The 22,086-nt window shown below is 67.3% G+C and carries 20 protein-coding genes; 12 read left to right on the forward strand and 8 right to left on the reverse strand.

The features are described 5' to 3' along the window. Positions 1 to 68: 68 nt before the first annotated feature. From ACYQ26_RS18540 to ACYQ26_RS18550, 3 genes are all read right to left on the reverse strand, one after another. Positions 69 to 1,226, reverse strand: a complete 1,158-nt coding sequence (locus tag ACYQ26_RS18540) for a segregation/condensation protein A (protein ID WP_459810364.1) — start codon at positions 1,224 to 1,226, stop codon at positions 69 to 71. Next, the gene (smc, locus tag ACYQ26_RS18545) at positions 1,219 to 4,809 is read right to left on the reverse strand and encodes a chromosome segregation protein SMC (protein WP_459810365.1); all 3,591 of its coding nucleotides are present in this window, start codon (positions 4,807 to 4,809) and stop codon (positions 1,219 to 1,221) included. Before smc ends, ACYQ26_RS18540 begins: the two co-directional genes overlap by 8 nt. A 115-nt stretch (positions 4,810 to 4,924) precedes the next feature. After that, positions 4,925 to 5,257: a DUF7518 family protein gene (locus ACYQ26_RS18550; protein ID WP_459810366.1), complete on the reverse strand. Its 333-nt coding sequence runs from the start codon at positions 5,255 to 5,257 to the stop codon at positions 4,925 to 4,927. A gap of 194 nt (positions 5,258 to 5,451) precedes the next feature. Between ACYQ26_RS18550 and ACYQ26_RS18555 the strand changes: the two genes are divergently transcribed. Beyond that, the gene (locus tag ACYQ26_RS18555; protein WP_459810367.1) at positions 5,452 to 7,488 is read left to right on the forward strand and encodes an AMP-binding protein; all 2,037 of its coding nucleotides are present in this window, start codon (positions 5,452 to 5,454) and stop codon (positions 7,486 to 7,488) included. A 76-nt stretch (positions 7,489 to 7,564) separates the two neighbouring features. Here the strand turns inward: ACYQ26_RS18555 and ACYQ26_RS18560 are convergent, their stop codons facing one another. Then, a complete protein-coding gene (locus ACYQ26_RS18560) occupies positions 7,565 to 8,236 on the reverse strand; it encodes a DUF7345 domain-containing protein (RefSeq protein WP_459810368.1) in 672 nt (223 codons plus the stop codon). Between the two features lie 55 nt (positions 8,237 to 8,291). Then, positions 8,292 to 9,710: a DUF7096 domain-containing protein gene (locus ACYQ26_RS18565; protein WP_459810369.1), complete on the reverse strand. Its 1,419-nt coding sequence runs from the start codon at positions 9,708 to 9,710 to the stop codon at positions 8,292 to 8,294. Positions 9,711 to 10,021: 311 nt separating this feature from the next. Between ACYQ26_RS18565 and ACYQ26_RS18570 the strand changes: the two genes are divergently transcribed. The 6 genes from ACYQ26_RS18570 to ACYQ26_RS18595 all read left to right on the forward strand — a co-directional run bounded on the left by ACYQ26_RS18570 (position 10,022) and on the right by ACYQ26_RS18595 (position 15,835). Continuing rightward, a complete protein-coding gene (locus ACYQ26_RS18570; RefSeq protein WP_459810370.1) occupies positions 10,022 to 11,074 on the forward strand; it encodes a DUF7345 domain-containing protein in 1,053 nt (350 codons plus the stop codon). 80 nt (positions 11,075 to 11,154) lie between these two features. Then, positions 11,155 to 12,645: an Asp-tRNA(Asn)/Glu-tRNA(Gln) amidotransferase subunit GatB gene (gene gatB / locus ACYQ26_RS18575; protein ID WP_459810371.1), complete on the forward strand. Its 1,491-nt coding sequence runs from the start codon at positions 11,155 to 11,157 to the stop codon at positions 12,643 to 12,645. 114 nt (positions 12,646 to 12,759) lie between these two features. Beyond that, on the forward strand, positions 12,760 to 13,785 hold the full coding sequence (locus tag ACYQ26_RS18580) for an MBL fold metallo-hydrolase (protein WP_459810764.1): 1,026 nt from the start codon (positions 12,760 to 12,762) through the stop codon (positions 13,783 to 13,785). Positions 13,786 to 13,862: 77 nt separating this feature from the next. Beyond that, positions 13,863 to 14,459 carry a hypothetical protein gene (locus ACYQ26_RS18585; RefSeq protein ID WP_459810372.1) on the forward strand — a complete coding sequence of 199 codons (597 nt, stop codon included), beginning with the start codon at positions 13,863 to 13,865 and terminating at the stop codon, positions 14,457 to 14,459. Positions 14,460 to 14,577: 118 nt separating this feature from the next. Beyond that, positions 14,578 to 15,300, forward strand: coding sequence for a cytochrome C biogenesis protein (locus ACYQ26_RS18590; protein WP_459810373.1), 723 nt, complete (start codon positions 14,578 to 14,580; stop codon positions 15,298 to 15,300). A gap of 115 nt (positions 15,301 to 15,415) precedes the next feature. Continuing rightward, positions 15,416 to 15,835, forward strand: a complete 420-nt coding sequence (locus ACYQ26_RS18595) for a hypothetical protein (protein ID WP_459810374.1) — start codon at positions 15,416 to 15,418, stop codon at positions 15,833 to 15,835. A 15-nt stretch (positions 15,836 to 15,850) separates the two neighbouring features. Here ACYQ26_RS18595 and ACYQ26_RS18600 read toward each other — a convergent pair whose 3' ends face one another. Beyond that, positions 15,851 to 16,657 (reverse strand): N-acyl homoserine lactonase family protein, encoded by an 807-nt coding sequence (locus ACYQ26_RS18600; protein WP_459810375.1) that lies wholly within the window; start codon positions 16,655 to 16,657, stop codon positions 15,851 to 15,853. Positions 16,658 to 16,791: 134 nt separating this feature from the next. Here ACYQ26_RS18600 and ACYQ26_RS18605 point away from each other — a divergent pair, with 134 nt between their 5' ends. Together ACYQ26_RS18605 and ACYQ26_RS18610 are read left to right on the forward strand one after the other, a co-directional pair. Then, positions 16,792 to 16,926 carry a transporter gene (locus ACYQ26_RS18605; protein ID WP_459810376.1) on the forward strand — a complete coding sequence of 45 codons (135 nt, stop codon included), beginning with the start codon at positions 16,792 to 16,794 and terminating at the stop codon, positions 16,924 to 16,926. Positions 16,927 to 17,081: 155 nt separating this feature from the next. Beyond that, positions 17,082 to 18,368 (forward strand): NAD(P)/FAD-dependent oxidoreductase, encoded by a 1,287-nt coding sequence (locus tag ACYQ26_RS18610; protein WP_459810377.1) that lies wholly within the window; start codon positions 17,082 to 17,084, stop codon positions 18,366 to 18,368. 31 nt (positions 18,369 to 18,399) lie between these two features. Here ACYQ26_RS18610 and ACYQ26_RS18615 read toward each other — a convergent pair whose 3' ends face one another. Continuing rightward, complete coding sequence (locus ACYQ26_RS18615) at positions 18,400 to 19,185, reverse strand: metallophosphoesterase (RefSeq protein ID WP_459810378.1); 786 nt, start codon at positions 19,183 to 19,185, stop codon at positions 18,400 to 18,402. A gap of 28 nt (positions 19,186 to 19,213) precedes the next feature. Continuing rightward, positions 19,214 to 20,224 (reverse strand): archaeosortase A, encoded by a 1,011-nt coding sequence (artA, locus tag ACYQ26_RS18620; RefSeq protein ID WP_459810379.1) that lies wholly within the window; start codon positions 20,222 to 20,224, stop codon positions 19,214 to 19,216. A gap of 102 nt (positions 20,225 to 20,326) precedes the next feature. Between artA and ACYQ26_RS18625 the strand changes: the two genes are divergently transcribed. The 3 genes from ACYQ26_RS18625 to ACYQ26_RS18635 all read left to right on the forward strand — a co-directional run bounded on the left by ACYQ26_RS18625 (position 20,327) and on the right by ACYQ26_RS18635 (position 22,065). Further along, positions 20,327 to 20,563: a DUF7979 domain-containing protein gene (locus tag ACYQ26_RS18625; protein ID WP_459810380.1), complete on the forward strand. Its 237-nt coding sequence runs from the start codon at positions 20,327 to 20,329 to the stop codon at positions 20,561 to 20,563. Between the two features lie 101 nt (positions 20,564 to 20,664). Further along, on the forward strand, positions 20,665 to 21,075 hold the full coding sequence (locus ACYQ26_RS18630; RefSeq protein WP_459810381.1) for a DUF7124 domain-containing protein: 411 nt from the start codon (positions 20,665 to 20,667) through the stop codon (positions 21,073 to 21,075). Between the two features lie 105 nt (positions 21,076 to 21,180). Beyond that, on the forward strand, positions 21,181 to 22,065 hold the full coding sequence (locus ACYQ26_RS18635) for an aldo/keto reductase (protein ID WP_459810382.1): 885 nt from the start codon (positions 21,181 to 21,183) through the stop codon (positions 22,063 to 22,065). The last annotated feature ends 21 nt before the right edge of the window (positions 22,066 to 22,086 follow it).

A 22,086-nucleotide genomic window follows, 5' to 3' on the forward strand; every position in this document is an offset into this window, starting at 1 on the left:
GGCTCCGTGCGAAACGAACGCAACGCCGCTCGGAGCGGAAAATCGTCACGGCGACGGCGCACCCGCCGTCAGTCCGCGACCGCTTCGTCCGGCTCCGCCTCGAGCGTCGCCCGCCGGATCCAGAGGTCGCCGAACAGTTCGTCCTGCTCGAGTTCGATCCGGCCGCGGTGGGCGAGAAAGAGCAGGGCGAGGTAGGTCATCACGCGCGAGCCGCCGACTACGTCGATTTCGGCGTACAGCACCTCCTCGCGGCCTCGCTCGTACTGTTCCTCGAGCGCCGCTTCGACGTCGTCGATGACGGTCTCGATGTCCTCCTCGTGGGTCGTGTGCGTGACGTCGTCGCTGGTCGGCTCGTCGTCGACGCGGAACTGGTCCTCCGAGTGGTAGCTCAGCTCCTGCACGCCCCGGTCGTACCCCTGCGGCGAGTCGCTGGTGTCGTAGCTTCGGGATTCCTTCCACCAGCTGTCCCGCTCGGCGCTGCGCAGTTCCCGTACCAACTCGTCCAGCGTCTCGGGCTTCCCGCGGGCGTGCTTGCGCTCGAGGCGCCGCTCCATCTCGTTCTCGAGGTTCTCGACGGGGTCGAAGCCAGGCGGGTGGCCGCCGTCGTCGTCGCCGCCCTCGGCGCCGTCCATCGGCCCCTCGTCCGCGAAGGGGGCCTCCCACGGCGGCAGTTCCTCCTCCTCGGGTTCGTCGGGCGCGAACAGTTCGTCGCTTTTCATCCGCAAGAGGACGCTCGCGTAAAAGAGCGCCCGGCCCGAGGTTCGCAGGTCGGCGTCCTCGATCGCCTCGAGGAACTTGTCGGTGACGCGGACGACGTCGATGTCCCAGGGGTCGATCTCGCCGTTCTCGGCGAGTTGGACCAGGAGTTCGACGGGTTCGACTTCGTCCTCGTCGTCGTCCGCGTCGTCGCCGTCCGTCGAGCCGTCTTCGTCGCGTTCGTCGCCGGACTCCGAGAACTCGAGGACCGTCTCGTCGGCGCCGTCGCCACCGCTCGAGTCATTTGAGCCGTCCGAACCGGGTCTTTCACGATCCTCGTGGCCGGCGATATTCAGCGGGATGTCGTCTCCGCCGTCGGTTCGGACCTCGCGGTAGAACTCCTCGTGCGACGTCCCGCCGTCCTGCGGCTCGTCCGACGACTCGCTGCCTCGCGGGTCGGTACACTCCCCGCTCGGCGTTTCGGCGGAGCCCGTCGTCGCCGTCGGCTCCTCGGGCTCCTCCCTAGTCACCCGCGGGCACCTCCTCGCTTTCGCCGTCGCCCTCGCTGCTCAGATCGATGCCCGTCACCGCGCTCACGTTGTCCTGTTGCATCGTGACGCCGATCGCCCGCTGGGAGCGGTCGAGCATCGCCGAGCGGTGCGAGACGACGACGAACTGCGCCTGATCGGCCAGCTCCTCGACCATCTCGCCGATCCGCTCGGCGTTGACGGCGTCGAGGAAGGCGTCGACCTCGTCTAACGCGTAGAACGGCGCCGGGTTGTGCCGCTGGATCGCGAAAATGAACGCGAGGGCGGTCAGGGACTTCTCCCCGCCGGACATCGCGTCCAGCCGCTGGATCGGCTTGTCGCCCGGCTGGGCCTTCATCGTCAGCCCGCCGTCGAAGGGATCCGCCTCGTTCTCGAGGTGCAGCGTGCCCGTTCCTTCGGAGAGCTTCTCGAAGATCTCCGTGAAGTGCGCGGAGATCGCCTCGTAGGCCTCCATGAACGTCTCCTTCTTGCGGGTCTCGTACTGCTCGATCCGGTCGCGGATTCCTTCTGCCTCCTCGACGAGCGTCGCCTTCGCGTCCTCGAGTTCTTCGAGGTCCTCGCGGACCTCGTCGTACTCGTCGATCGCGAGCATGTTGACCGGCTCCATCGCCTCCATGTCGCTCTCGAGCAGCTCGATCATCTCGAGGACGGTGTCGTGATCCGGCACGTCCTCGGGGTCGTAGTCGCCGACCTCCGATTCGAGGCCCTCGATCTCCCACTCGAGATCCTGGACGCGCTCGCGCTTGCTCTCGAGTTTGCTCTCGACGGCGTTGACGCGGTCCTGCTGCTGGTCGCGTTTCGTCCGCGCGTCCTCGAGGTCCTCGCGGAGCTCGTTGCGGTCCTCCTTGAGCTCGGCGAGCTCTTCCTCGAGTTCCTCGACGGCCTCGCGCTTGTCCTCGAGTTCGGCCTCCTTCTCCTCGATCGTCGCCTCGCACTCTGCGATGCGGTCCTCGTGCTCGGCCTTCTTGTTCTGGGCCGCCTCGATGTCGTCGTGGAGGTCCTCGATGGCGTCCTCAGCGTACTCCTTCTCGAGTTCGAGCTCGTTGAGCGTCCCGTCGATCTCGTCGATCTGCGATTCTCGTTCGTCGATCTCGCTCTCTAACTCCTCGATCTGCTCGGTGAGTTCCGGGATCTTCGAGTCCTCGAGTTCGGCCTCGAGTTCGTCGATGTCCGACTGGATCTCCTCGATCTCGGACGTCTTCTCGTCGATCTCGCCAGAAATCTCGTTCATCCGCTCGTCGACCGATTCCCGTTCCTCGCGCAGGTCCTCGAGTTCAGTCTCGAGCGTCTCGATCTCGTCCTCGATAGACTCGCGTTTCTCCTCGAGGCTCTCGATCTCGCTCTCGATCGAGCGGACCTCGTCGGCCGCGTCGGTCTTGCGGTCGCGAGCGTCGTCGAGCCGTTCCTCGACGCCCCGCAGGTCCTCGCGCAGCGACTCGCGCTCCTCCTGCAGATCGGTGATCTGCTTGGCGACGCGCTCGAGTTGACCTTCGCCGCCGCCGGTAAAGGAGTAGCGGGAGCCGCTGCCGGAGCCGCCGGTCATCGCGCCGCTCTTTTCGACGAGGTCGCCGTCGAGCGTGACCATCCGGTAGTCGCCCATGTACGAGCGGGCGGTCTCGATGTCCTCGACGACGAGCGTGTCGCCGAGCACGTACGAGAAGACGCCGGCGTACTGGTCGTCGAAGTCGACGAGGTTGTACGCGAAGTCGACGACGCCCGGGTCGCTGGGCGCCGACGGCAGCCGCCGCTGGCTCATGTCCGTCAGCGGCAGGAAGGTCGCACGGCCCGCGTTGCGGGACTTGAGGTGCTCGATACACTGCTGGCCGACCACGTCGTCGTCGACGACTACGTTCGCGAGCCGGCCGCCCGCGGCGGTTTCGCAGGCCACGGCGTACTCGCCGGACACGTTGCCCAGCTGGGCGACCGCGCCGTGGACGCCGTCGATTCCCGAGTTGAGGATCGTCGTCACCGACCGACCGAACGAGGAGTCGCCGCTCTCGCCGGCGTTGGCCTCGAGTTCGGCGTACTCCTGCTGTTTCGCCTGGATCTTGTCGTCCAGGTCGTCGATGTCGGACTGGATGCGGCGCTTCTCGTCTTTCAGGTCGTCGACGACGCCCGCGATGTTCGCGCGGTTCTTCTCGGCCTTCTCCAGTTCGCGCTCGAGGTCGCTCTTGCGGCTCTCGAGTTCCGGAATCTCCTCGCGCCGGTCCTCGATCGTTTGCTCCTTCTCGCTGATCTCGTTCGAGCGCCGCCGAGCCTCGTCGAGCAGGCGATCCTGCTCGCGCTGGAGGTCGTTCTTCTCGGTTTTGGCCTCCTCGAGTTCTTCCTTGCGCTCGGCGAGGTCGGCCTTGAGCTCGTCGAACTCGGTGTCGACGGCTTCGATCTCGGCCTCGAGTTGCTGCTTCTCCTGCTCGCGCTCCTGAATCTCGGTCTTGATCGAGGCCTTCTCGAGTTTGTGCTCGCGCATCTCGTCCTCGAGCTCCTCGATCTCCTCCTGCTTGCGGTCGATCTGGACGAACGCCTCGCGGCGCTTGGACTCGGCTTCCTCGATGGCCTCCTCGCTGGCTTCGATCTTGTCCTCGAGCCGCGAGATGTCGCCTTTGATCTCCTCGATCTCGCTTTTGATGCGCAGTTGCTCGTCCTCGCCCTTGCGCTCGATTTCGGCGTTTAAGTCCTCGAGGTCCTCCTGCAGGCGGACGACCTTGCCCTGCCGCTCGTCGAGTTCCCGCTGGAGGTCCTCGAGTTCCTCGGCGAGGTCGTCGACCTTTTCCTCCGCGGCGGCGAGTTCCTCGCGCTTCTCTTCGAGTTCGCTGGCCTTCTTGTAGCCCTCGTACTCCTCCTTCTCGTCGCGCAGCCGGCGGTACCGGAGGGCGGTGCGGCGCTCGTCCTCGAGTTGCTCGAGGCGGTCGCGCTTCTCCTCGATGCGGAGTTCGGCCTCGTCGATCCGCTCCTCGACCGTCTCGAGTTCCTCGAAGGCGTCCTCCTTCTTGGCGTCGAACTCCGCCACGCCGGCGATCTCGTCGATGATCTCCCGGCGGGCGTGGGGCGTCATGTTGATGATCTCGGTGACGTCGCCCTGCATGACGACGTTGTACCCCTCGGGCGTGACGCCGGCCTGCGCGAGCAGGTCCTGAATGTCCGAGAGGTTGACCGAGCGGTCGTTCAGGTAGTAGTACGAGTAGTAGTTGTCCTCGGTCTCTTTCACCCGGCGGCGGATGCGGATCTCGTCGACGTCGCCGACGTCGTCGCTGCCGGCGGCGTTGACGACCTGCGAGCGGTCGAGGGTGCCGTCGCTGTTGTCGAGGACGACCTCCACGGTCGCCTCTCGGGGCCCGCCGGAGGACGAGCCGTCCTCGTGGCCAGGGTTGTAGATGAGGTCGGTTAGCTTCTCCGCGCGGATCCCGCGGGTGCGGGCGAGTCCGAGCGCGAAGAGAATCGAATCGATGATGTTGGACTTCCCGGAGCCGTTCGGGCCGGTGACGACGGTGAAATCCTCGTAGAACGGGATCTTCGTCTTCCGGCCGAAGCTCTTGAAGTTGTCCAGAACGACTGCCTTGATGTGCATTCCCTTCTCGAGACCTCCGTTTCGCGATAGTCGGCGCCGCGGGCGGCGATAGCGACGGAGAGAGACGGGGCCGGGGATCGGCCCCTAGTCGCCTGACGGCGCTCCGATCGTGCAGTTACGCGATAATGATGTCGTCGGTACCTGAGTCTTCCGCTTCGTCGCCGGAGGGGTCCTCGTCGGCGTCCGTTTCGGCGTCGACGTTGGCGGCGTCGGCGGTCGCCTCGGCGACCTCGTCGGGCGCCGCTTCCGTCGTCTCGGCGTCGCTCCCGTTCGTCGCCGTCTTGTCGCTCCGCCGCTCGGGGACGCGCGTGGGCGTTTCGGCATCGAGCTCCGCCTCGAGGACGCGGATGCGCTCTTTCGCTTCGATGAGCTCGTCCGTGAGTCCCTCTACCGTCGACTCGAGTTCCGCGACCGTCGATTCGAGCTGCTCGACGCGGTTGTTCGACATATCCGCTAGGCCGGCACCGGGAACCATAAACGTACGTCAGACAATGATACGTTCCCTGTCAGATGAACAGGGGTGAACGGAGGGCGGCCGCGATTCGAAGCGCGGATAGCCGGCGGACGGGGGATTTTCATCGGTTCGCCGGGTTCGACCCCGCGTTTGATGGTTGCGTGTGATGAACACACAACGTTAGACCCATGTCCGAGAACACCGACGCCGCCACCGACGTCAGCCTCGAGGCCGTCGACGAAATCGTCCACGAGCCCGATCCCGAGTTCGTCGAGTCCACAAACGTCTACGCGTTCATGCAGGAGTACGGGATCGACGACTACGACGAACTGATCGAGCGAACGACGACCGATCTCGAGGGGATCGAACAGTCGGGGCTCGAGTGGTTCTGGGACGAGGTGGTCGACTATCTCGGTATCGAGTTCGACGAGCCGTACGACGCGGTACGGGACGACAGCGACGGCCCGCAGTTCACCGACTGGTACGTCGGCGGCGAACTCAACGTCGCCCGCAACGTCGTCGACCGCCACGCCGCAGTCGACGAGGAGCGCCGGAATACGGTCGCGACAATCTGGGAGGGCGAGGGCGGCGAGGTCCGCGAAATGACCTACCACGAACTCCACCGGCAGGCGAATCAGGTCGCGAACGCCCTCGAGGAACGGGGGGTCGAGACGGGTGACACCGTCGGCCTCTACATGCCCATGGTCCCCGAGGTCGTGTCCATCCTCTACGGGTGTCTCAAGGTCGGCGCGATCGCGGTGCCGATTTTCTCCGGGTTCGGCGTCGACGCGGTCGCAACGCGGCTCGAGGACGCCGAGTGCTCGGTGCTGTTCACCGGCGACGGGTTCTACCGGCGCGGCGATCCGGTCTTCCTCAAGTCGACGGCCGACAGGGCGATCGAACAGGCGGGCGACGTCGAGCACGCGATCGTCTTCGACAGGTTGGGCTCGAGCGAGCCGCGAAACGAACACGAGATCCCTTGGACCGACGACCGCGACGAGTGGTGGGACGCGGCGGTCGAGATGCGGGACGACGCCTACGAGACGAAATTGCTGCCCTCGAGCCACGAGTCGATGCTCCTCTATTCGTCGGGGACGACCGGGAAACCGAAGGGGATCGTCCAGACCCACGCGGGCGTGCAGGTCCAGTGCGCGAAGGAGGTCTACTTCGGGATGGATCTGAAACCCGCCGACCGGTTCTTCTGGGTCTCCGACATCGGCTGGATGATGGGGCCGTGGACGCTAATCGGGACCCACACCTTCGGCGGCACGGTCTTCATGTACGAGGGCGCGCCCGACTATCCCGACCCCGACCGGTTCTGGTCGATGATCGACCGGCACGGGATCACGCAGTTTGGTATCTCGCCGACCGCCGTCCGGGCGCTCCGAAAACACGGAGATGAGTGGCTCGAGGACTACGACCTCTCCTCGCTCCGCATCTTGGGCTCGACGGGCGAGCCGTGGGATCCCGAATCCTGGCGCTGGTTCTACGAGAACGTGGGGAACGGCGAGTGCCCGATCATCAACATCTCCGGCGGTACCGAGATCTGCGGCTGTTTCCTGATGCCGATGCCGACCGAGCCGCTGAAACCCTGCACGCTGGGCGGACCGGGGCTCGGGATGGACGTCGACGTCGTCGACGAGGAGGGCGACTCCGTGACGGACGACACCGAACGGGGCTACCTCGTCGCCCGCAGTTCCTGTCCCTCGATGACGAAGTCGCTCTGGTCGGGCGACGAGCGCTACCTCCGGGAGTACTGGTCGACATGGGACGACCTGTGGGATCACGGCGACTGGGCCCAGCTGGACGAAGACGGCTTCTGGTTCCTCCACGGCCGCGCCGACGACGCCCTGAACGTCGCCGGCCGCAAGGTGGGGCCGGCGGAGGTGGAGGGCGCCCTGATCGACCACGAGGCCGTCAATCAGGCCGCGGCGATCGGCGCCCCCGACGAGACGACCGGCACGGCGGTCGTCGCCTACGTCGTCCTCGAGGACGGCTACGAGCCAAGCGACGGCCTCCGCGAGGAACTGCGCGAGCAGGTGGGCGCCGAGCTGGGCAAGCCGTTCCGCCCGCGCGAGGTGCTGTTCGTCGAGGAGTTCCCCAAAACGCAGTCGGGGAAAATCATCCGTCGTGCCATCGAGGCGACCTACACCGGCGACGACCTCGGGGATCTGAGCAGCATCGAGAACCCGGCGGCGCTCGAGGAACTCGAGGCCGCGCGGTAGTCAGCGGGGACCGAAAAAGCGCGGCGAACGGCGGTGACTGTATCGCGGTCCAACTGGTCAGGACTCGCGAATCCGTCTATCGGCGGCGGTGCAGCCAGACGCCGCCGCCGATCGCGGCGAGCGAGCCGACGACGCCGGGACCGGGCAGGGAATCGCCCGAGCCGCCGTCGGCCCCTCCGTCGTCGGTCGGTGCGATCGCGGCCTCGTACCCCTCGAGGGAGGTGTTCGCGTCCCAAACCGCCCGCTCGTCAGTCCGCCCGGACGGCGTCGGGTCGGCCTCGGCGAGCGCGTAGCCGTCAGGGTACCGGAGGACGACCGGCTGCTCCGCCGTGAACCCGCTGGCGAACGGCTCGGTCACGCGGAGGGTTCCGTCCGCCGTCGCCGCGAATCCGCGCCAGTCAGCCGACACGGAGACGACGCCGCGGTCGCCGCCGTCGGTCGTCTCGAACGATGTACGGACGGACTCGATCGTCATCTCACGGCCGGTCGCGTTGGCCGCTTCGGCGGCGACCGCCCGGAACCGCCGCTCGGTTCTGGCCTCGAGTTGATCCTGCTTCGTTTCGTTCTCGCGGAGCGCCTCGAAGGCCGCCCGGTCCGCCTCGTCCGTCAGGTCGAAGCCGACCCGGACGGTCACGGTCGCGTCACCGCCCTCCTCGAGGGCGACGACGAACGCCGACTCTGACGTCGATGCGTCCTGGGTCGCGCCGGTACCGCCGCTCGCCGCGGCGCCGCCGGTCAGGGCGGCCATGACGAGCGTCGCGGCGAGAAGTCCCGACGCACACCGACGCAGCCATCGGCCGCGTTCAGTCCGCCGATTCGTCGGTCGATTCATCGTCCTCGTCGTCGCTATCCTCGCCGTCGTCTTCGTCGTCCTCATCCACGTCGCCGTCATCGCCGTCATCGCCGTCGGGCTGTTCCTCGTCGGCTTCCGCCGCGTCCCGATCGGCGCCCTCGAGGTCGATCTCGAGTTCGGCCTCGAGGTCGCCGTCGGTCACGTCGATCTCGAGTTCCTCCGCATCGTCGGGGGCGGCGAACGAGACGGTGCCGTCGGCGCCGGTGGTGCCGACCGACTCGTCGTTCGCGACGACGTCGGCTCCCGACACCGCGCTGCCGTTTTGCGTCACCGTGACCGTCACGGTGCCGTTCTCGACGGTAGCGTCGGTCTCGAGGGCCGCGTCGCCGTCGTCGTCCTCTCGTTCGTCGTCGGTCTCGCGCTCGGTTTCGTTTTCGCTTTCGTCTTCGTCCTCGTCCTCGCGTTCGTCGTCTATATCCGGTTTTTCGCCGTCGTCCTCGTCGTCTTCGTCCTCTTCGTCGGCTTCAGGGACCTCGATCTCCTCCTCGAGCGCGAAGACGGTTCCCGTCTCGCCGTCGACGCTGACCTCGGCCTCGCCGGTCGCGTCGCCGGTGAGGGAGAACTCGAACTCGTAGACGCCGTCGTCGGCGTCGCTCGAGGCCTCCTCGAGCGTCCAGCTACCGTTGACGGCCGAGAGCGCGTCGAGTGCGGCCTCGCGCGCGTCGGCCTGAGAAACGTTCAGGGAGCCGTCGCCGTCGCGCGGTCGCTCGAACTCGCGGCTCCGCTCGCCGTCCTCGGTCTCGGCTTCGATCGAGATGCCGCCGGTCTCGATCTCGATTTCGGCTTCGCCCTCCGCCTCGCCGGTGAACTGCCGGCGGAGCGCGTCGGTGCCCGTACTCGTCAGTCGGTCGGCCTCGTCGCGCTGCTCGCGCAGTTCCGCCACGGACACGTTGGCCGCGTCGAGCGCGTCGGCCGAGACGTCGTCGGCCCGCTCGAGGAGGCGATCGTAACTCGAGACGACGCCCTGTGCGCGGGCGTTCAGCGACGCGAGCCGCTGGGCGTAGGTCGATTCGTCGATGTCGCCGGCCTCGTAGGCCGCGGTCGCGTCCTCGTACTCGGCCTGCAGCGCCGCGGACCGGTCCTCGAGGGTCGCCGCTCGGTCGGCGATCGCAGCCGCGCGGGCCTCGTCGTCGCTGCCGTTGCGTTCAAGCCGTTCCTCGAACGCCGCGTTTTCGAACTCCGTGCGCACCTCGTTGCTCGTCGCGGTAACGAGCGTCGAGAGCTGCGCGCCGGTCGTCACGCGGACGCTGTTCGTACTCGATCCGTCTTGCGTCTGAGTCGCCGCGCCGGCACCGGCGACGACTGCAGGGCCGAATGCACTCGTACAGAGCAGTACGGCCAGCAAAGCGATCAGTAGTCGTCGAATCATCGTCGCTTGCGCATCGATCCGTCGTCCCCATAAACGGGGTCGATCATCGGACCGATTTGCACCGATTTGCGCCGTTTGCAACGGTGCACATCTCCCATTTGCATCGATTTGCATCGATTTTCTGTCAGTCAGTTCGCCAGGACAGTACGCTTATACGACTGCTCTCAAAACTGCGGAGCACCGTGAGAGCCGTATTCGATCGCGCCGCGACTGCGGCATTTGTAGCACTACTTATACTATCTGCGGTCGGTCCTATCGGCGCATCGTCGGCACTCGCCCACTCGGACGGAGCGAGCGATGATGGAACCTCCTTGATCGCGGCCGAGGAACTCCCCGACGCCGACGCGACCGTCACGCGGGTCGAACTCGAGGCAAACGGGACCGCGCGCTGGTCGATCGCGGTTCGAACGCGGCTCGAGAACGAGTCCGAGGTCGACGACTACCGCGCCTTTCAGGAGCAGTTTCGCGCCGAGCGCGAGACGTACCGCGACCGGTTCGAGCGGCGGCTGACCGGCGTCGTCTCGGATGCGGCGGCGGCGACCGGTCGAAACATGACCGCGTCGGCGTTCCGCGCGGAGACGTCGATTCAGGAGCTGCCGCGGCGGTGGGGCGTCGTCACCTACTCGGTCACGTGGACGAACTTCGCCGCGGTGGAGGACGACGCGGTCGTCGTCGGCGATGTGTTCGAGGGCGGCCTCTACCTCGGCGAGAGCGACTACCTCGAGGTCGTGCCGCCCGACGGGTACGCGCCGGCGACGACGTCGCCACCGCCGACCGAGACCGAAGGGCGGACGGTCGTCTGGACGGGGCCGGAGGACTTCGCCGACCGGCAGCCGACGGTGCGGTTCGAGCCCGCCGAGTCGGGGTCGACGGGCGCCAGCGAGACCGGCGAGTCGGTACGGTGGCTCTCACCGTCGACGGTCGGCGTCGCGTCCGTCGCCGTACTCGTACTCGTGCTCATCGGCGTCGCCCTCGTCGCCGTCTCGGATCGGTCGATCCGCTCGAGCGTTCCGACGGCGATCGGATCGGCGACCGATCCGGGCGACGGCGACGGCACGCCCACCGACATCGACGAACCAGATCGGCCGGTTGATACCGGCAGTTCGTCACCCGGCGAGCCAACTGACGGCGACGGCGCCGGAGACGCCGACGTCGACCCCGACCTGCTCACCGACGAGGACCGCGTCCGCCAGCTTCTCGAGCGAAACGACGGCCGGATGCGTCAGGCCGCGATCGCCGAGGAACTCGAGTGGTCCGCCTCGAAGACCTCGCGCGTCGTCTCGGGGATGGCCGACGAGGGAACGGTCGAGAAACTCCGAATCGGCCGGGAGAACGTGATCGACCTGCTCGAGGAGTCAGACTGAAGACGTTCTGCAGAACGGCGGCCGCCATCGCCGACCGCCAGTCGTTACGCTTTACCCCCACCAGCCCGAATCGAGGCCCAATGACTGCCCAGACCGTCCAGCAGGAGGACCTCGTGACCGTCATCGGGCTCGAGGTCCACGTCCAGCTGGAGACCGACACGAAGATCTTCTGTGGCTGTTCGACCGAGCCGACCGACGAGCCCAACGAGAACGTCTGCCCGGTCTGTCTCGGCCTGCCGGGTGCCCTGCCCGTGCTCAACGAGGCCGCCGTCGAGGCCGCCGTCAAGATCGGCAAGGCCATCGACGCCGACATCCCCGAGGAGACCCGCTTCCACCGGAAGAACTACTACTACCCCGACCTGCCGAAGAACTTCCAGATCACCCAGTACGACGAGCCGATCTGCGCCGACGGCGAACTCGAGATCAGCGTCGAAGGGACCCGCCGCTCGGTGACGATCGAACGGGCCCACTTAGAGGAGGACCCGGGCAGCCTCCAGCACGTCGGCGGCGGGATCGACACCGCCGACTACACCCTGGTCGACTACAACCGCGCCGGCACGCCGCTGATGGAGATCGTCACGGCGCCGGACTTCCGCAGCCCCTCCGAGGTGCGCGCGTTCCTCGCCGAACTCGAGGAAGTGCTCGAGTACCTGGGCGTGTTCAACGCCGAGCGAGACGGTAGCCTCCGCATCGACGCCAACCTCTCGATCATCCCCGAGGACGAAATCGACGGCGACGGCGTCGACCAGATCGGCGAGGAGGCGCTGGCGGCCGCCAACCGCACCGAGGTCAAGAACATCTCGAGCCACAAGGGCGCCGAGAAGGCCCTGGCCTACGAGGAGACCCGTCAGAAGAACGCCATCCAGCGCGGCCGCGCGGTCGAGCAGGAGACCCGCCACTGGGACGAGAGCCGCGGCATCACGGTCTCGATGCGCTCGAAGGAAGAAGAGAAAGACTATCGGTACTTCGAGGAGGCCGACCTGCCGCCGCTGCGGGTCTCCCACTGGAAGGAGGAGATCGCGATTCCGGAACTGCCCTCCGCCCGCCGCGAGCGGTTCCAGGAGGAATACGGCCTGAGCGAGGAGGCCGCCTCCAAACTGACCTCGACCAAGCAGGTCGCTGACTTCTACGAGAACGTCGCTCAGGAGTTCGACCCCGACCTCGCGGCGACGTGGGTCGCCGACAACCTGCTCGGCGAACTCAACTACCGCGACATGGAGATCACCGAAATCGAGGGCCGCCTCGAGGAGGTCACGCGGCTCGTCGAACTCGTCGCCGAGGACGAGATCACGGCGAAGAACGCCCGCGAGACCGTCCTCCGGTCGATGCTCGACGATGGGCGCACGCCCGACGAGGTCGTCAAGGAGGAAGGGCTGGGCAAGACCGACGAGGACGAAGTCCAGCAGGCCGTCGAGGAAGCGATCGACGAGAACCCCGGCGCCGTCGAGGACTACGAGTCGGGCGACGACGGCGCGATCAACTTCCTCGTCGGCCAGGTCATGCAGAAGACCGGCGGCAGCGCCGATCCGGGCGACGTGAACCAGCTGCTGCGGGCCGAACTCGAGGGATAAGCACCGAACGCGAGCAAAGCGAGCGTTCGGCTTTTTGGTCCAGATTTTTCGAGGAGGGGTTGCGAGCGACCCGTCGAATTATTGCCACGCAGCGAATGGTGTCCCGACATGGACATGGATCGGATCACGCTGGACAACGAGGAGTTCGAGGGGCGCAACAACGCCTACGTGCTCGCGGACGGCGACGACCTCGCGCTCGTCGACACCGGCATCGCGACGCCCGAGACGCGGACGCAGCTCCGCGAGGGGCTCGACGAGCGCGGCTACGACTTTGCGGACGTCGACGCCGTCGTCCTGACGCACTTCCACCCGGACCACGCGGGACTGGCCGGCGAGATTCAGGCCGCCGGGGACGCGACCGTCTACGTCCACGAGGCCGACGCGCCGCTGGTCGCGCAAGAGCCCGAGGCCGTCGAGGGGTTCGAACGACGACGACGCGAGTTACTCGAGCGGTGGGGCGTCCCCGACGAGCCCCGAGACGAACTCCTCGAGTTCCTCGCGGCCGCCGACGGCATCACGGGCGAGCCGGCCGACGTAACGCCGATCGCGGACGGCGACGTTCTCGAGGTCGGCGGCCACCGGCTCGAGACGGTGCACGCGCCCGGCCACGCGGCGGGGCTGTGCTGTTTCGAACTGCTCTCGGATGAGGGCGACGACGCTGCCGAGGCGTTCGTCGGCGACGCCGTCCTCCCCGTCTACACGCCCAACGTCGGCGGCGCGGACGTCCGCGTCGAGCGCCCCCTCGAGAAGTACCTCGCGACGCTCCGGCGGCTCGCCGAGCGCGACTACGACCGCGTCTGGCCAGGTCACCGCGACCCGATCGAGGAGCCGACCGACCGCGCGCTGACGATCGCCGCCCACCACCGCGAGCGGACCGCGAACGTCCTCGAGGCGCTTCGCGAGCGCGGGCCGGCCGACCCGTGGACCGTCAGCGCCCACCTGTTCGGCGACCTCGCGGGTATTCACATCCTCCACGGGCCCGGCGAGGCATACGCGCACCTCGATCACCTCCGCCGCGAGGGCGTCGTCGCGCTCGAGGACGGCGAGTATCGACTACTGGAGGCCGCTCGAGAGCGCGATATCGACGACCTCGTCCCGGCGCCCGCACTCGATTCCGAGACGGCGAGTGACGCGCAATAGCGTGAAGCTCCGGAACCGAACGTATCGATAATCGTACCACAACCGTTGTATTCGTCCGGTCCGAACTAGTTACCAGTATGGTTGAGAATAGCGGGGGAACGGTCGACCGGCGGACGGTACTCCGGGGACTGGGTGTCGGTTCGGTCGCCACCCTCGCGGGCTGCGTCGCCGGCGACGACGGTAACGGGGACAGTAGCGACGAGGACGACGACGAATCGATCGAGCCGAAACCGGTCGACGTCGCCGAGGACGCGGCCTGGCGCACGGCGACGCTCACGAACGTGCTGACCGGCGAGGAGTTCACGATCGACGGGTTCGACCGGCCGGCCGTGATGCACACGTTCGCGATCGGCTGTGCGGTGTGTCACAGCCAGCACAAACAGTTCGTCGACCTGCACGAGAGCGAGACGGCCGTCGAAATAGTCGACCTCACGATCGATCCGGGTCAGCGGCCCGCCGCCGTCCGCCAGCACGCCGAGGAGGAGGGATTCGACTGGCGGTTCAGCGTCTCGCCGGAGGAGGTCACGAGCAGCCTCGTCGACGACTTCGGCCAGGAGGTGACCGTCAGCGCCTCCTCGCCGCTCGTCCTCGTCTACCCCGACGGTTCCACGTACCGCCTCGACAAAGTCGTCGACGCCGGCCCGCTCGCGTCGGTCATCGAGGAGTACCGTTGATCGGGCGTTCCTCGACTACTCCCGCCGGCCGCCGCTGTCAGGGTATCCAGGGCACTGTCCACGGCGGCCATTCTGCCCCCGAACTCGATCCACTGACCGCACTCGAGACGGACCGACAATGACGCTCCCGCCTACCGCCGCCGCGTTGCTCGAGTTCTTCCTGCTGGGGGTCGCGACGCCGCTGACGGCGACCTGCGTCATTCCGCTGTATCCGAGTTTCATCGCATATCTGGCGTCCGTCAGCGGGCGGGCCGAAGGGGACAGTGATGGCGCGGACGGTCCGTCGGCCGTGCTGCTCGGCCTGCTGGTCGTCGCGGGCGTGCTCGCGTTCATGGGCGCCCTCGGACTGGTTTGGACGACCGTCCTGCAGCGGTCGATCTCGGACGCCGTCACCGTCCTCTCGCCGGTCGCGTTCGCCGTCCTGGCCGTCGTCGGCGTCGTCCTCCTCGTCGCGCCCAACGGCTTCGCCCGCCTGCCGACGGTCGAACCGCCCCACAGCCGGTACCCGACGCTGTCGGCGTTCGCCTACGGCTTCTTCTTCGGGACGATCGTCATCCCCTGCAATCCCGGCCTGATCGCGCTCTTTCTCGGCCGCTCGACGGTCGCGTTCCCCGCCTTCGACACGCAACTCGAGGTCCTGTTGGGGTTCCTCGCGTTCGGCCTGGGGATCGGGACGCCGCTGCTGGCGCTCGCGGTCGTCTCCCAGTCGGCCGGCCGGCGCGCGACGCGGACCTTGGCGCGGTACAGCGGTGCGATCAACCGCCTCGTGGGAATCGTGCTGGTCGCGGTCTCGCTGTACTACCTGATCGTGGTCTTCGAGGTCATTCCGCTCTCGATCTAACCGGGGAGGAGCCACCGATACGAACGGGCGGTTCTCGAGCCGTAGCTACTGCGCGGCTCACGACGATCACTTCAATCAAGCAAGGTATTTGGCGCTTCACTGATCGCATCCCAACATGAATCGGCGACGATTGCTCGCGAGTGCTGCGAGCGCCGGGGTCGGCGTGACGGCGGCGTGTCTTTCCGATAGGGACGAGTACGCGACGCTGCAGTCGCTGAGTTTCATCAACTCCACCGACGAACCCGCCAGGGTCGATTTCCGAATCGAGAGAGCGGCTACCGGCGAGATCGTCCACACTGATACTCGCGACGTGGCAGCCGGTGCGTGGAGGGTCGTCGACTGCGTCTGGCCCGACGCACCGCTTACCGTTAACGTCCGTCACGTCGACGGCGACTGGAACGCTTTCACGACGGTCGACGAGACGGGTTGTATGGGAATCATAGCCAATATCCGGGGACCGTCACCGTCATTTCTCACACATCACTCCGAGTGTCCGATTCCCGACTCGGACTGTTACGCCAACGTGACGGACTAACGGCGACCAGTCGCGCTAATCGCCTGCGAGCGACCGTAGCCGCTCGAGGTCGTCCCCGTCGTGGCCGCAGATCACCGTGGCGTTTCGCCGCCGCTCGAGATCCTTCAAAAACCGCAGGCTCTCGAGCCAGTGGCGCTTGCTCCAGAGGAGGCCGCCGCCCATCGGGTGTTCGTCGTGGTAGTTGGCCCGCACGTAGGCCTGATCGCCGGCGAGGACGACGGTCCCCGCGTCCTCGAGTTCAAGGACGACGCCGAGCAGGCCCGGCGTGTGGCCGGGGAGATGAACGAACTCGAGCCCCTCGAATGCGTACTCGCGGTCGCCGTGGACGATCTCCCACTCGAGGTCGCGGTCGAAGTCGCCGGCGAGGTAGGCGACGTCAGCGTCCGGCGCGTCCGTTTTAGCGCTGTAGTACGCGTACTTCAGCTCGCGCTCGTGCACGTAGATCGGCGTCTCGGTCCCTTCGAAGGCGTACAGGCCACCCGCGTGATCGAGGTGGAGGTGCGTCTGGATCACGCAGTCGATGTCGGCCACGTCGTAGCCCGCATCTGCGAGGTCGTCCTCGAGCGGCCGCAGGCCGGTGTGCTCGAAGGCGGCATACAGCTCATCAGGCCAGTGGCCCGCGTCGGCGTCGGGGTGAGAGCCGGTGTCCCAGAGGATAGTCCCCTCGGGGTGGTCGATGACCACGTTGTAGACCGGTTCTTCGATCATCTCCGTGTCGGGGTTCGGATCGTCGGCCGTCCCGAGCCGCGCGCCCTCGAGGACGTTGTTCACGTCGGCGGTGATCGTCCCGCGCTGGATCGGCGTGAGGTTCGCCTCGACCATACCCTCGGGAACGGTCGGCCGACGGTTATAGTGTCGGTGCTACCGGGGCGAGTGCGCCGGCGCGTTGCCGCCGCTTTTCCGCGGGCTGGCAATGCCGGCCGTACCGATACCTTTCGTCGGGTCGACACGTCGGTATGGTCAGGTTCTCCACGATCGTGGTCCTCGTCGGGATCGGCCTGCTGCTCGTCCCGATTCCGCCGATCGCCACGGCGCTGGGTATCGTCGTCATCCTCACCGGGATCGGCCTCAGAGTGCTCTTCGACGTATAGTTCAACGCGTATCGCCGTCGCGGACGCGCCGCCACGGCTCGCGTTCGCGCCGACCGCGTCGGCGCCCGACTCCGCCGCGAGCGTCTCGACTCGAGCGGAGTCTCCCTTGCACTGTTAGGTCAGCGGTTTTACTCGTCGCCGGCCGACGCTCCCGTATGGAGTCGACACCGCGCGTGACCGTCGTCGGCGGCGGCCTCGCCGGCCTCGTGGCGGCCCGGCACCTCGCCGGCGGCGGACTCGACGTCACCGTGCTCGAGCGCGAGGAAACGGTCGGCGGCCGCGTTCGAACCGTCGAGCGGGACGGCTATCGGTTCGATCGGGGGTTCCAGGTGCTGTTCACGGCGTATCCCGCCGTCCGTCAGGAGTTGGACCTCAAAGCGCTCGATCTGCGCCGGTTCGCGCCGGGAGCGACGATCGCCCGACCGAACCACCGGTCGACGCTGGCCGATCCGCGCCGAGAACCGCGGGCGCTGCCGGCGACGCTGTTCAACCTGGACGTTTCGACGGGCGATAAATTCCGCGCGCTCGAACTCTGGTGGGATCTGCGCAGCGCGGACCCGGCCGAAATATTCAGCGGCGACGACGAATCGATCGCCCAGTATCTCCGCGACCGAGGTTTCTCCGACCGCTTTCTCGAGAACTTCGTCGGGCCCTTTTACGGCGGGATCACGCTCGATCGGTCGCTGTCGACCTCGAAGCGCGTCTTCGAGTACACCTTCCGGACGCTCGCGAGGGGTGCGACCGCCGTCCCGGCGGCCGGCATGGGCGCGATTCCCCGACAGCTCGCCGACCGGGCCCGAGCGGCCGGCGCGACGATCGAAACCGGCGTCGACGTGGAATCGGTCTCGAGGGCCGACGGAACGGAAGACGCGGCCACCGTCTCGACCGCGGACGGCGAACGCGCGAGCGACGCCGTCGTCGTCGCGACCGACCCGCCGACCGCCCGCGAGTTGACCGGCGTCGACGCGATTCCGACAGACGCGCGGGCGTGCGTGACCCAGTACTACCGGCTGCCGGGGGAAGCCGAGATCGGCGCCGACCGCCGCCTCCTGTTGAACGCCGGCGATGAGGGGCCGAACCACGTCGTCCCCCACAGCGCGGTCGCCCCCGAGTACGCGCCCGACGGCGAGACGCTGTTGAGCGCGACCTACCTCGGCGACCGCGAGGAAAGCGACGCGGAACTGGCCGCCCTCACTCGGGAGACTCTCGAGTCGTGGTTCCCCGAGCGCGTCTTCGACGACTTCGAACGCCTGCACACCGACCGGATCAATTTCGCGCAGTTCGATCAGCCGCCGGGGATCCACGAGCGGCTGCCGGACGCCCGCGACCCGGACGGGCCGGTCTACCTGGCCGGCGACTATACGCAGTGGTCCTCGATTCAGGGTGCGATGGACAGCGGCCGCGAGGCGGCGCGGGCGGTGATCGAGGATCTGTCGGGTTGATCGCCGTGAGCCTACGGACCGCGAACATGTACTACAGCAGTCGCCGACACTTCCCCAGCGGCGGGAACCACAGCGTCTCCCCGCGCTCGCCGTCCCGGACGGCCGGATAGAATGCGTCCGCGTCGGTCACCAGCGGCGACTGGAAGTCTCGAGCGCGCATGCCGTTGACGGCGGCGCCGCCGGCGAGCCGCGTGAACGCGGGGAGGACGAGCACGTCCGCGTCGCGGCCCGACTCGGTCTCGTAGACGCCCGGCCCGTAGAGGAAACACGGCCGCTTGCGCCCCTCGATCGAGAGCGCGGGGTGGTCGTGGCCGACGACGTACCGGGCCGCGTCCGCGGTCGGCCGCTCGTGGCCGTGACAGACGACCGTCTCGCCGTCCGCGAGGCGGAACTCGTCGACGATCTCACCGTCGAACGCGTCCAGTTCCGCGAGCATCGTGTCGTGGTTGCCCGGCGTCACCGCGAGGTCGGCGCCGGCCCCAGTGATCGCTGACTCGAGCGCCGACAGATCCTCGGCGACGCCGTGAGGAATTCGATCGAACGAGTGGAGCAGGTCGCCGGCGACGACGACCGTTCCCGCGCCGGTGCGCTCGAGCAGCGAGACGAGCCGGTCCCGAACGTCGGCGCCGTCGTCGATCGGCGCGTCGACGCTCGAGGCGGCGGCGCGCCCGAGGTGGAGATCGGCGACGAGGACGGCGTCGGCCGCGGGGAGGTAGGCGGCGCGCTCGAGCGGGGAAAAGGGAACGTCGACGTCAACGCCGCCATCGGTGGCGGTGTCGGCGTCGGTATCTGCCTCGGGAACGTCGGAGCCGGTCACTGGCGCTGACTATCGAGCGCCGTCGGCATCAGTTGTCGGGTTCGCGGCCGCCGTCGGCGCGGACCTCCTCGACGCCCAGCGCCTCGAACAGGTCGTACTCGGTGCCGGTCAGGACATAGAGGACCTCCTCGAGCGGCGCGAGCACCTCGGGGACGATCTTGACGACGAGGTAGGTGATGCCGATCAGCGCGAAGACCGACAGCGTCTGGGCGATGTAGTTGTGCGAGACGAGGAAGGAGACGCGGCTGGGCTCGGCGCCGAGGTACGTCGTCATGATGGAGACGAGCCAGTCCTGCTGGAACCAACCCAGCGGCGACGCGAGGCCGATGAAGACGTTCCGAATGAGGTTGAGGAACCAGATGACGCCGATCGCCAGCGCGAAGGCCGACAGTTTCCGCTTGAGCGGCGCCGAGACGGCGGCGATCAGCCCGCCGAAGATTGCCATGCTCCCGAGGCCGGTACAGGAGAGCACGATGTAGGTCGTCCGCCCGGTCGCCGTCTCCGAAGGGTCGAAGTCGAACCGGCTCATGTAGCCGTTCGCGCCCTCGCTGAGACCGGGGCTGTGACCGAGCAGCTCCATTCCGAAGTGGGTCTGAGCCGCGGTCGTCTCGATCAGCCACTCGCGGACGAACGGAATCGTCTCCGCGGGCAGGTAGATCAGCCCCATGAACGCGACCGCCTTCGTCAGCAGGAACAGCGACTGCCGATCCCGCAGCATGAGATAGCCGGTGTACGCACAGAGGGGGAGGGCGGCGACCGACAGGAGCGTCTCGAGGGGACTCTGCATCTCGTAGTAGAAGTACGGGACCATCGTCAGCCAGAAGATCCCGAAGGCGAGCCACCCGCCCGCGGCGGTCAACCGCGCCGGTCGGTCTGCGCCGCGCCAGCGGAGGGCTAATGCTGCGAAAAAGGCGCCGATTGCGATCCAGACGATCGCGTCCGACAGCCCGCCTGCGGTGCTCGACGCGAGCGGCGCGCGTCCTGCGGACGCGAGGCCGGCGACCGAACCGCTTCCGATCGCCGCGGATGGGGTCGGCATATTCAGGCGGAACCGAAGGACTCTCGCGCTATCAACTTGACGCCTCGGAGTCGACGGGCGACGAAACAGTTAAGTATGCACTGGTTCTTGGTAACACCACACATGGCCTTCAGCGAACCGTCCGCAGGTGAGCCCCTCACCCGTCTTCTGACGGTACGTCGCGTCGAATCGGTCGACTCAACCGCCACCGTCCGTCACGTCGATCAGCTCGAGACGGACGAGTTTCAGGCGTTCTACGACCTGCTCGAGGACGGACAGGCGCTGCCGGCCGAGGAGACCGCGCTCGAGGACGGTGACATCGTCGTCTTCACCGACTATTTCCGCGTCGAAGCGATCTGAAGGCCCGACGGCGCTCGCGGGGGCGAGAGGACGATAGCGGCAACTCTCGGAGAACCGAAAGTATCGAAGCCGTTTTCCCCAGCGGGACCGTTCTGCCCGGTATGAACGGCGACACGGACATGACCCTGGCGTTCGAGCTCGAGGCGCTGAAGGAACTCGCCTCGCCCGAGAGCGTCTTCGAGGACGCCAGAGGCTGGACCGAGTACATCGGCGTCGTCTCCGAGAAACCGACCTACGTCGTGACGAACTTCACCCGGAAGAACCGCATCCGGCAGGACTTCTTCTCCGGGCCGCGGGGCAAGGCCGAGAGCCTCGAGGGCGTCAAGGACCAGTTCGACACCGAACGGTACGTCTACATCGGCGCCGACGACGAGGACGAACGGCTGGCCGACGAGGTCGGCTGGGAGTACTTAGACGTCGAGGACGCCGCGGAGGCGGCCGACTGGATCCTCGCGACGAGCGCCGAAGAGGAGGAGGACGACGCCGAGCCGGTCCGGGACGACTGGCCCTGAACCGACGACGCTCGCTTTTCCGTTCACGGTAGCTCGCGGCGTCGACGTCGCGCACTCGAGCCCTCGAGCGCCGACACTTATGTGCGATCTCGCCTAGACTCCGGTATGGAAACTCGTCCCCTCGGCGACACCGGACACGAGAGCACCGTCGCGACGTTCGGCGCGATCGCGCTCAACTGGCTCGAGCAGGAGGGCGCGAATCAGATGGTCGAGCAGGTCCTCGACTACGGCGTCAATCACTTCGACGTCGCACCGACCTACGGCGACGCGGAACTCAAACTCGGTCCCAAGCTCCGACAGCACCGCGAAGAGATCTACCTCGGCTGCAAGACCCAGGAGCGCGAGTACGAGGGCGCGCGCCGCAAACTCGAGCGTTCGCTCGACCGCCTCGGCGTCGACCGGATCGACCTCTACCAGATCCACGGCCTCGAGTACGAGCACGAACTCGAGACGATCACGGGCGAGGGCGGTGCGCTCGAGGCCTTCCGGGACGCTAAAGACGAGGGACTGATCGGCGACATCGGCCTGACGAGCCACGGAAACCCGCAACTCATCCTCGACGCTATCGACCGGATCGACGACCTCTCGACGGTGATGTTCCCGATGAATCCCGTCGTCGCCGGCAAGGACGACGAGGAGTACGACTACGAAGCCGTCCTCGAGCGCGCCGACGAAGAGGGGATCGGCACGCTCGGGATCAAGGCCTTCGCGAAGGGGTCGTGGCCCCCGACGGACGAACTGCCGGAGGCCGACCGCCCCTACGCGAACTGGTACGAGCCGGTCGATCGACCGGACGAAATCAGGGACCGCTTCGACTTCGCGGCGTCGCAGGGGCTGACGACGGTCGTCACGCCCGGCGATCCGAAGCTCGTCACGATGGTGCTCGACGCCGCCGACCGCTACGAGGAACTGAGCGAGACCGAACAGCGCTCGCTGATCGAGGAAGCGCGCCACGACGAGAGTCCGGTTCCCGAACAGTTACACCACTAAATCGGTTTCTCTCCGCTTTCG

The organism is Halopiger thermotolerans (assembly GCF_054654555.1).

Coding starts and splice junctions, on each gene's coding strand:
- ACYQ26_RS18555 (WP_459810367.1), top strand. CDS start 5,452: ATGTCCGAGAACACCGACGCCGCCACCGACGTCAGCCTCGAGGCCGTC.
- ACYQ26_RS18560 (WP_459810368.1), bottom strand. CDS start 8,236: ATGGCCGCCCTGACCGGCGGCGCCGCGGCGAGCGGCGGTACCGGCGCG.
- ACYQ26_RS18580 (WP_459810764.1), top strand. CDS start 12,760: ATGGATCGGATCACGCTGGACAACGAGGAGTTCGAGGGGCGCAACAAC.
- ACYQ26_RS18590 (WP_459810373.1), top strand. CDS start 14,578: ATGACGCTCCCGCCTACCGCCGCCGCGTTGCTCGAGTTCTTCCTGCTG.
- ACYQ26_RS18550 (WP_459810366.1), bottom strand. CDS start 5,257: ATGTCGAACAACCGCGTCGAGCAGCTCGAATCGACGGTCGCGGAACTC.
- ACYQ26_RS18635 (WP_459810382.1), top strand. CDS start 21,181: ATGGAAACTCGTCCCCTCGGCGACACCGGACACGAGAGCACCGTCGCG.
- ACYQ26_RS18595 (WP_459810374.1), top strand. CDS start 15,416: ATGAATCGGCGACGATTGCTCGCGAGTGCTGCGAGCGCCGGGGTCGGC.
- ACYQ26_RS18565 (WP_459810369.1), bottom strand. CDS start 9,710: ATGATTCGACGACTACTGATCGCTTTGCTGGCCGTACTGCTCTGTACG.
- ACYQ26_RS18605 (WP_459810376.1), top strand. CDS start 16,792: ATGGTCAGGTTCTCCACGATCGTGGTCCTCGTCGGGATCGGCCTGCTG.
- ACYQ26_RS18630 (WP_459810381.1), top strand. CDS start 20,665: ATGAACGGCGACACGGACATGACCCTGGCGTTCGAGCTCGAGGCGCTG.
- ACYQ26_RS18600 (WP_459810375.1), bottom strand. CDS start 16,657: ATGGTCGAGGCGAACCTCACGCCGATCCAGCGCGGGACGATCACCGCC.
- ACYQ26_RS18585 (WP_459810372.1), top strand. CDS start 13,863: ATGGTTGAGAATAGCGGGGGAACGGTCGACCGGCGGACGGTACTCCGG.
- ACYQ26_RS18625 (WP_459810380.1), top strand. CDS start 20,327: ATGGCCTTCAGCGAACCGTCCGCAGGTGAGCCCCTCACCCGTCTTCTG.
- ACYQ26_RS18610 (WP_459810377.1), top strand. CDS start 17,082: ATGGAGTCGACACCGCGCGTGACCGTCGTCGGCGGCGGCCTCGCCGGC.
- gatB (WP_459810371.1), top strand. CDS start 11,155: ATGACTGCCCAGACCGTCCAGCAGGAGGACCTCGTGACCGTCATCGGG.
- smc (WP_459810365.1), bottom strand. CDS start 4,809: ATGCACATCAAGGCAGTCGTTCTGGACAACTTCAAGAGCTTCGGCCGG.
- artA (WP_459810379.1), bottom strand. CDS start 20,224: ATGCCGACCCCATCCGCGGCGATCGGAAGCGGTTCGGTCGCCGGCCTC.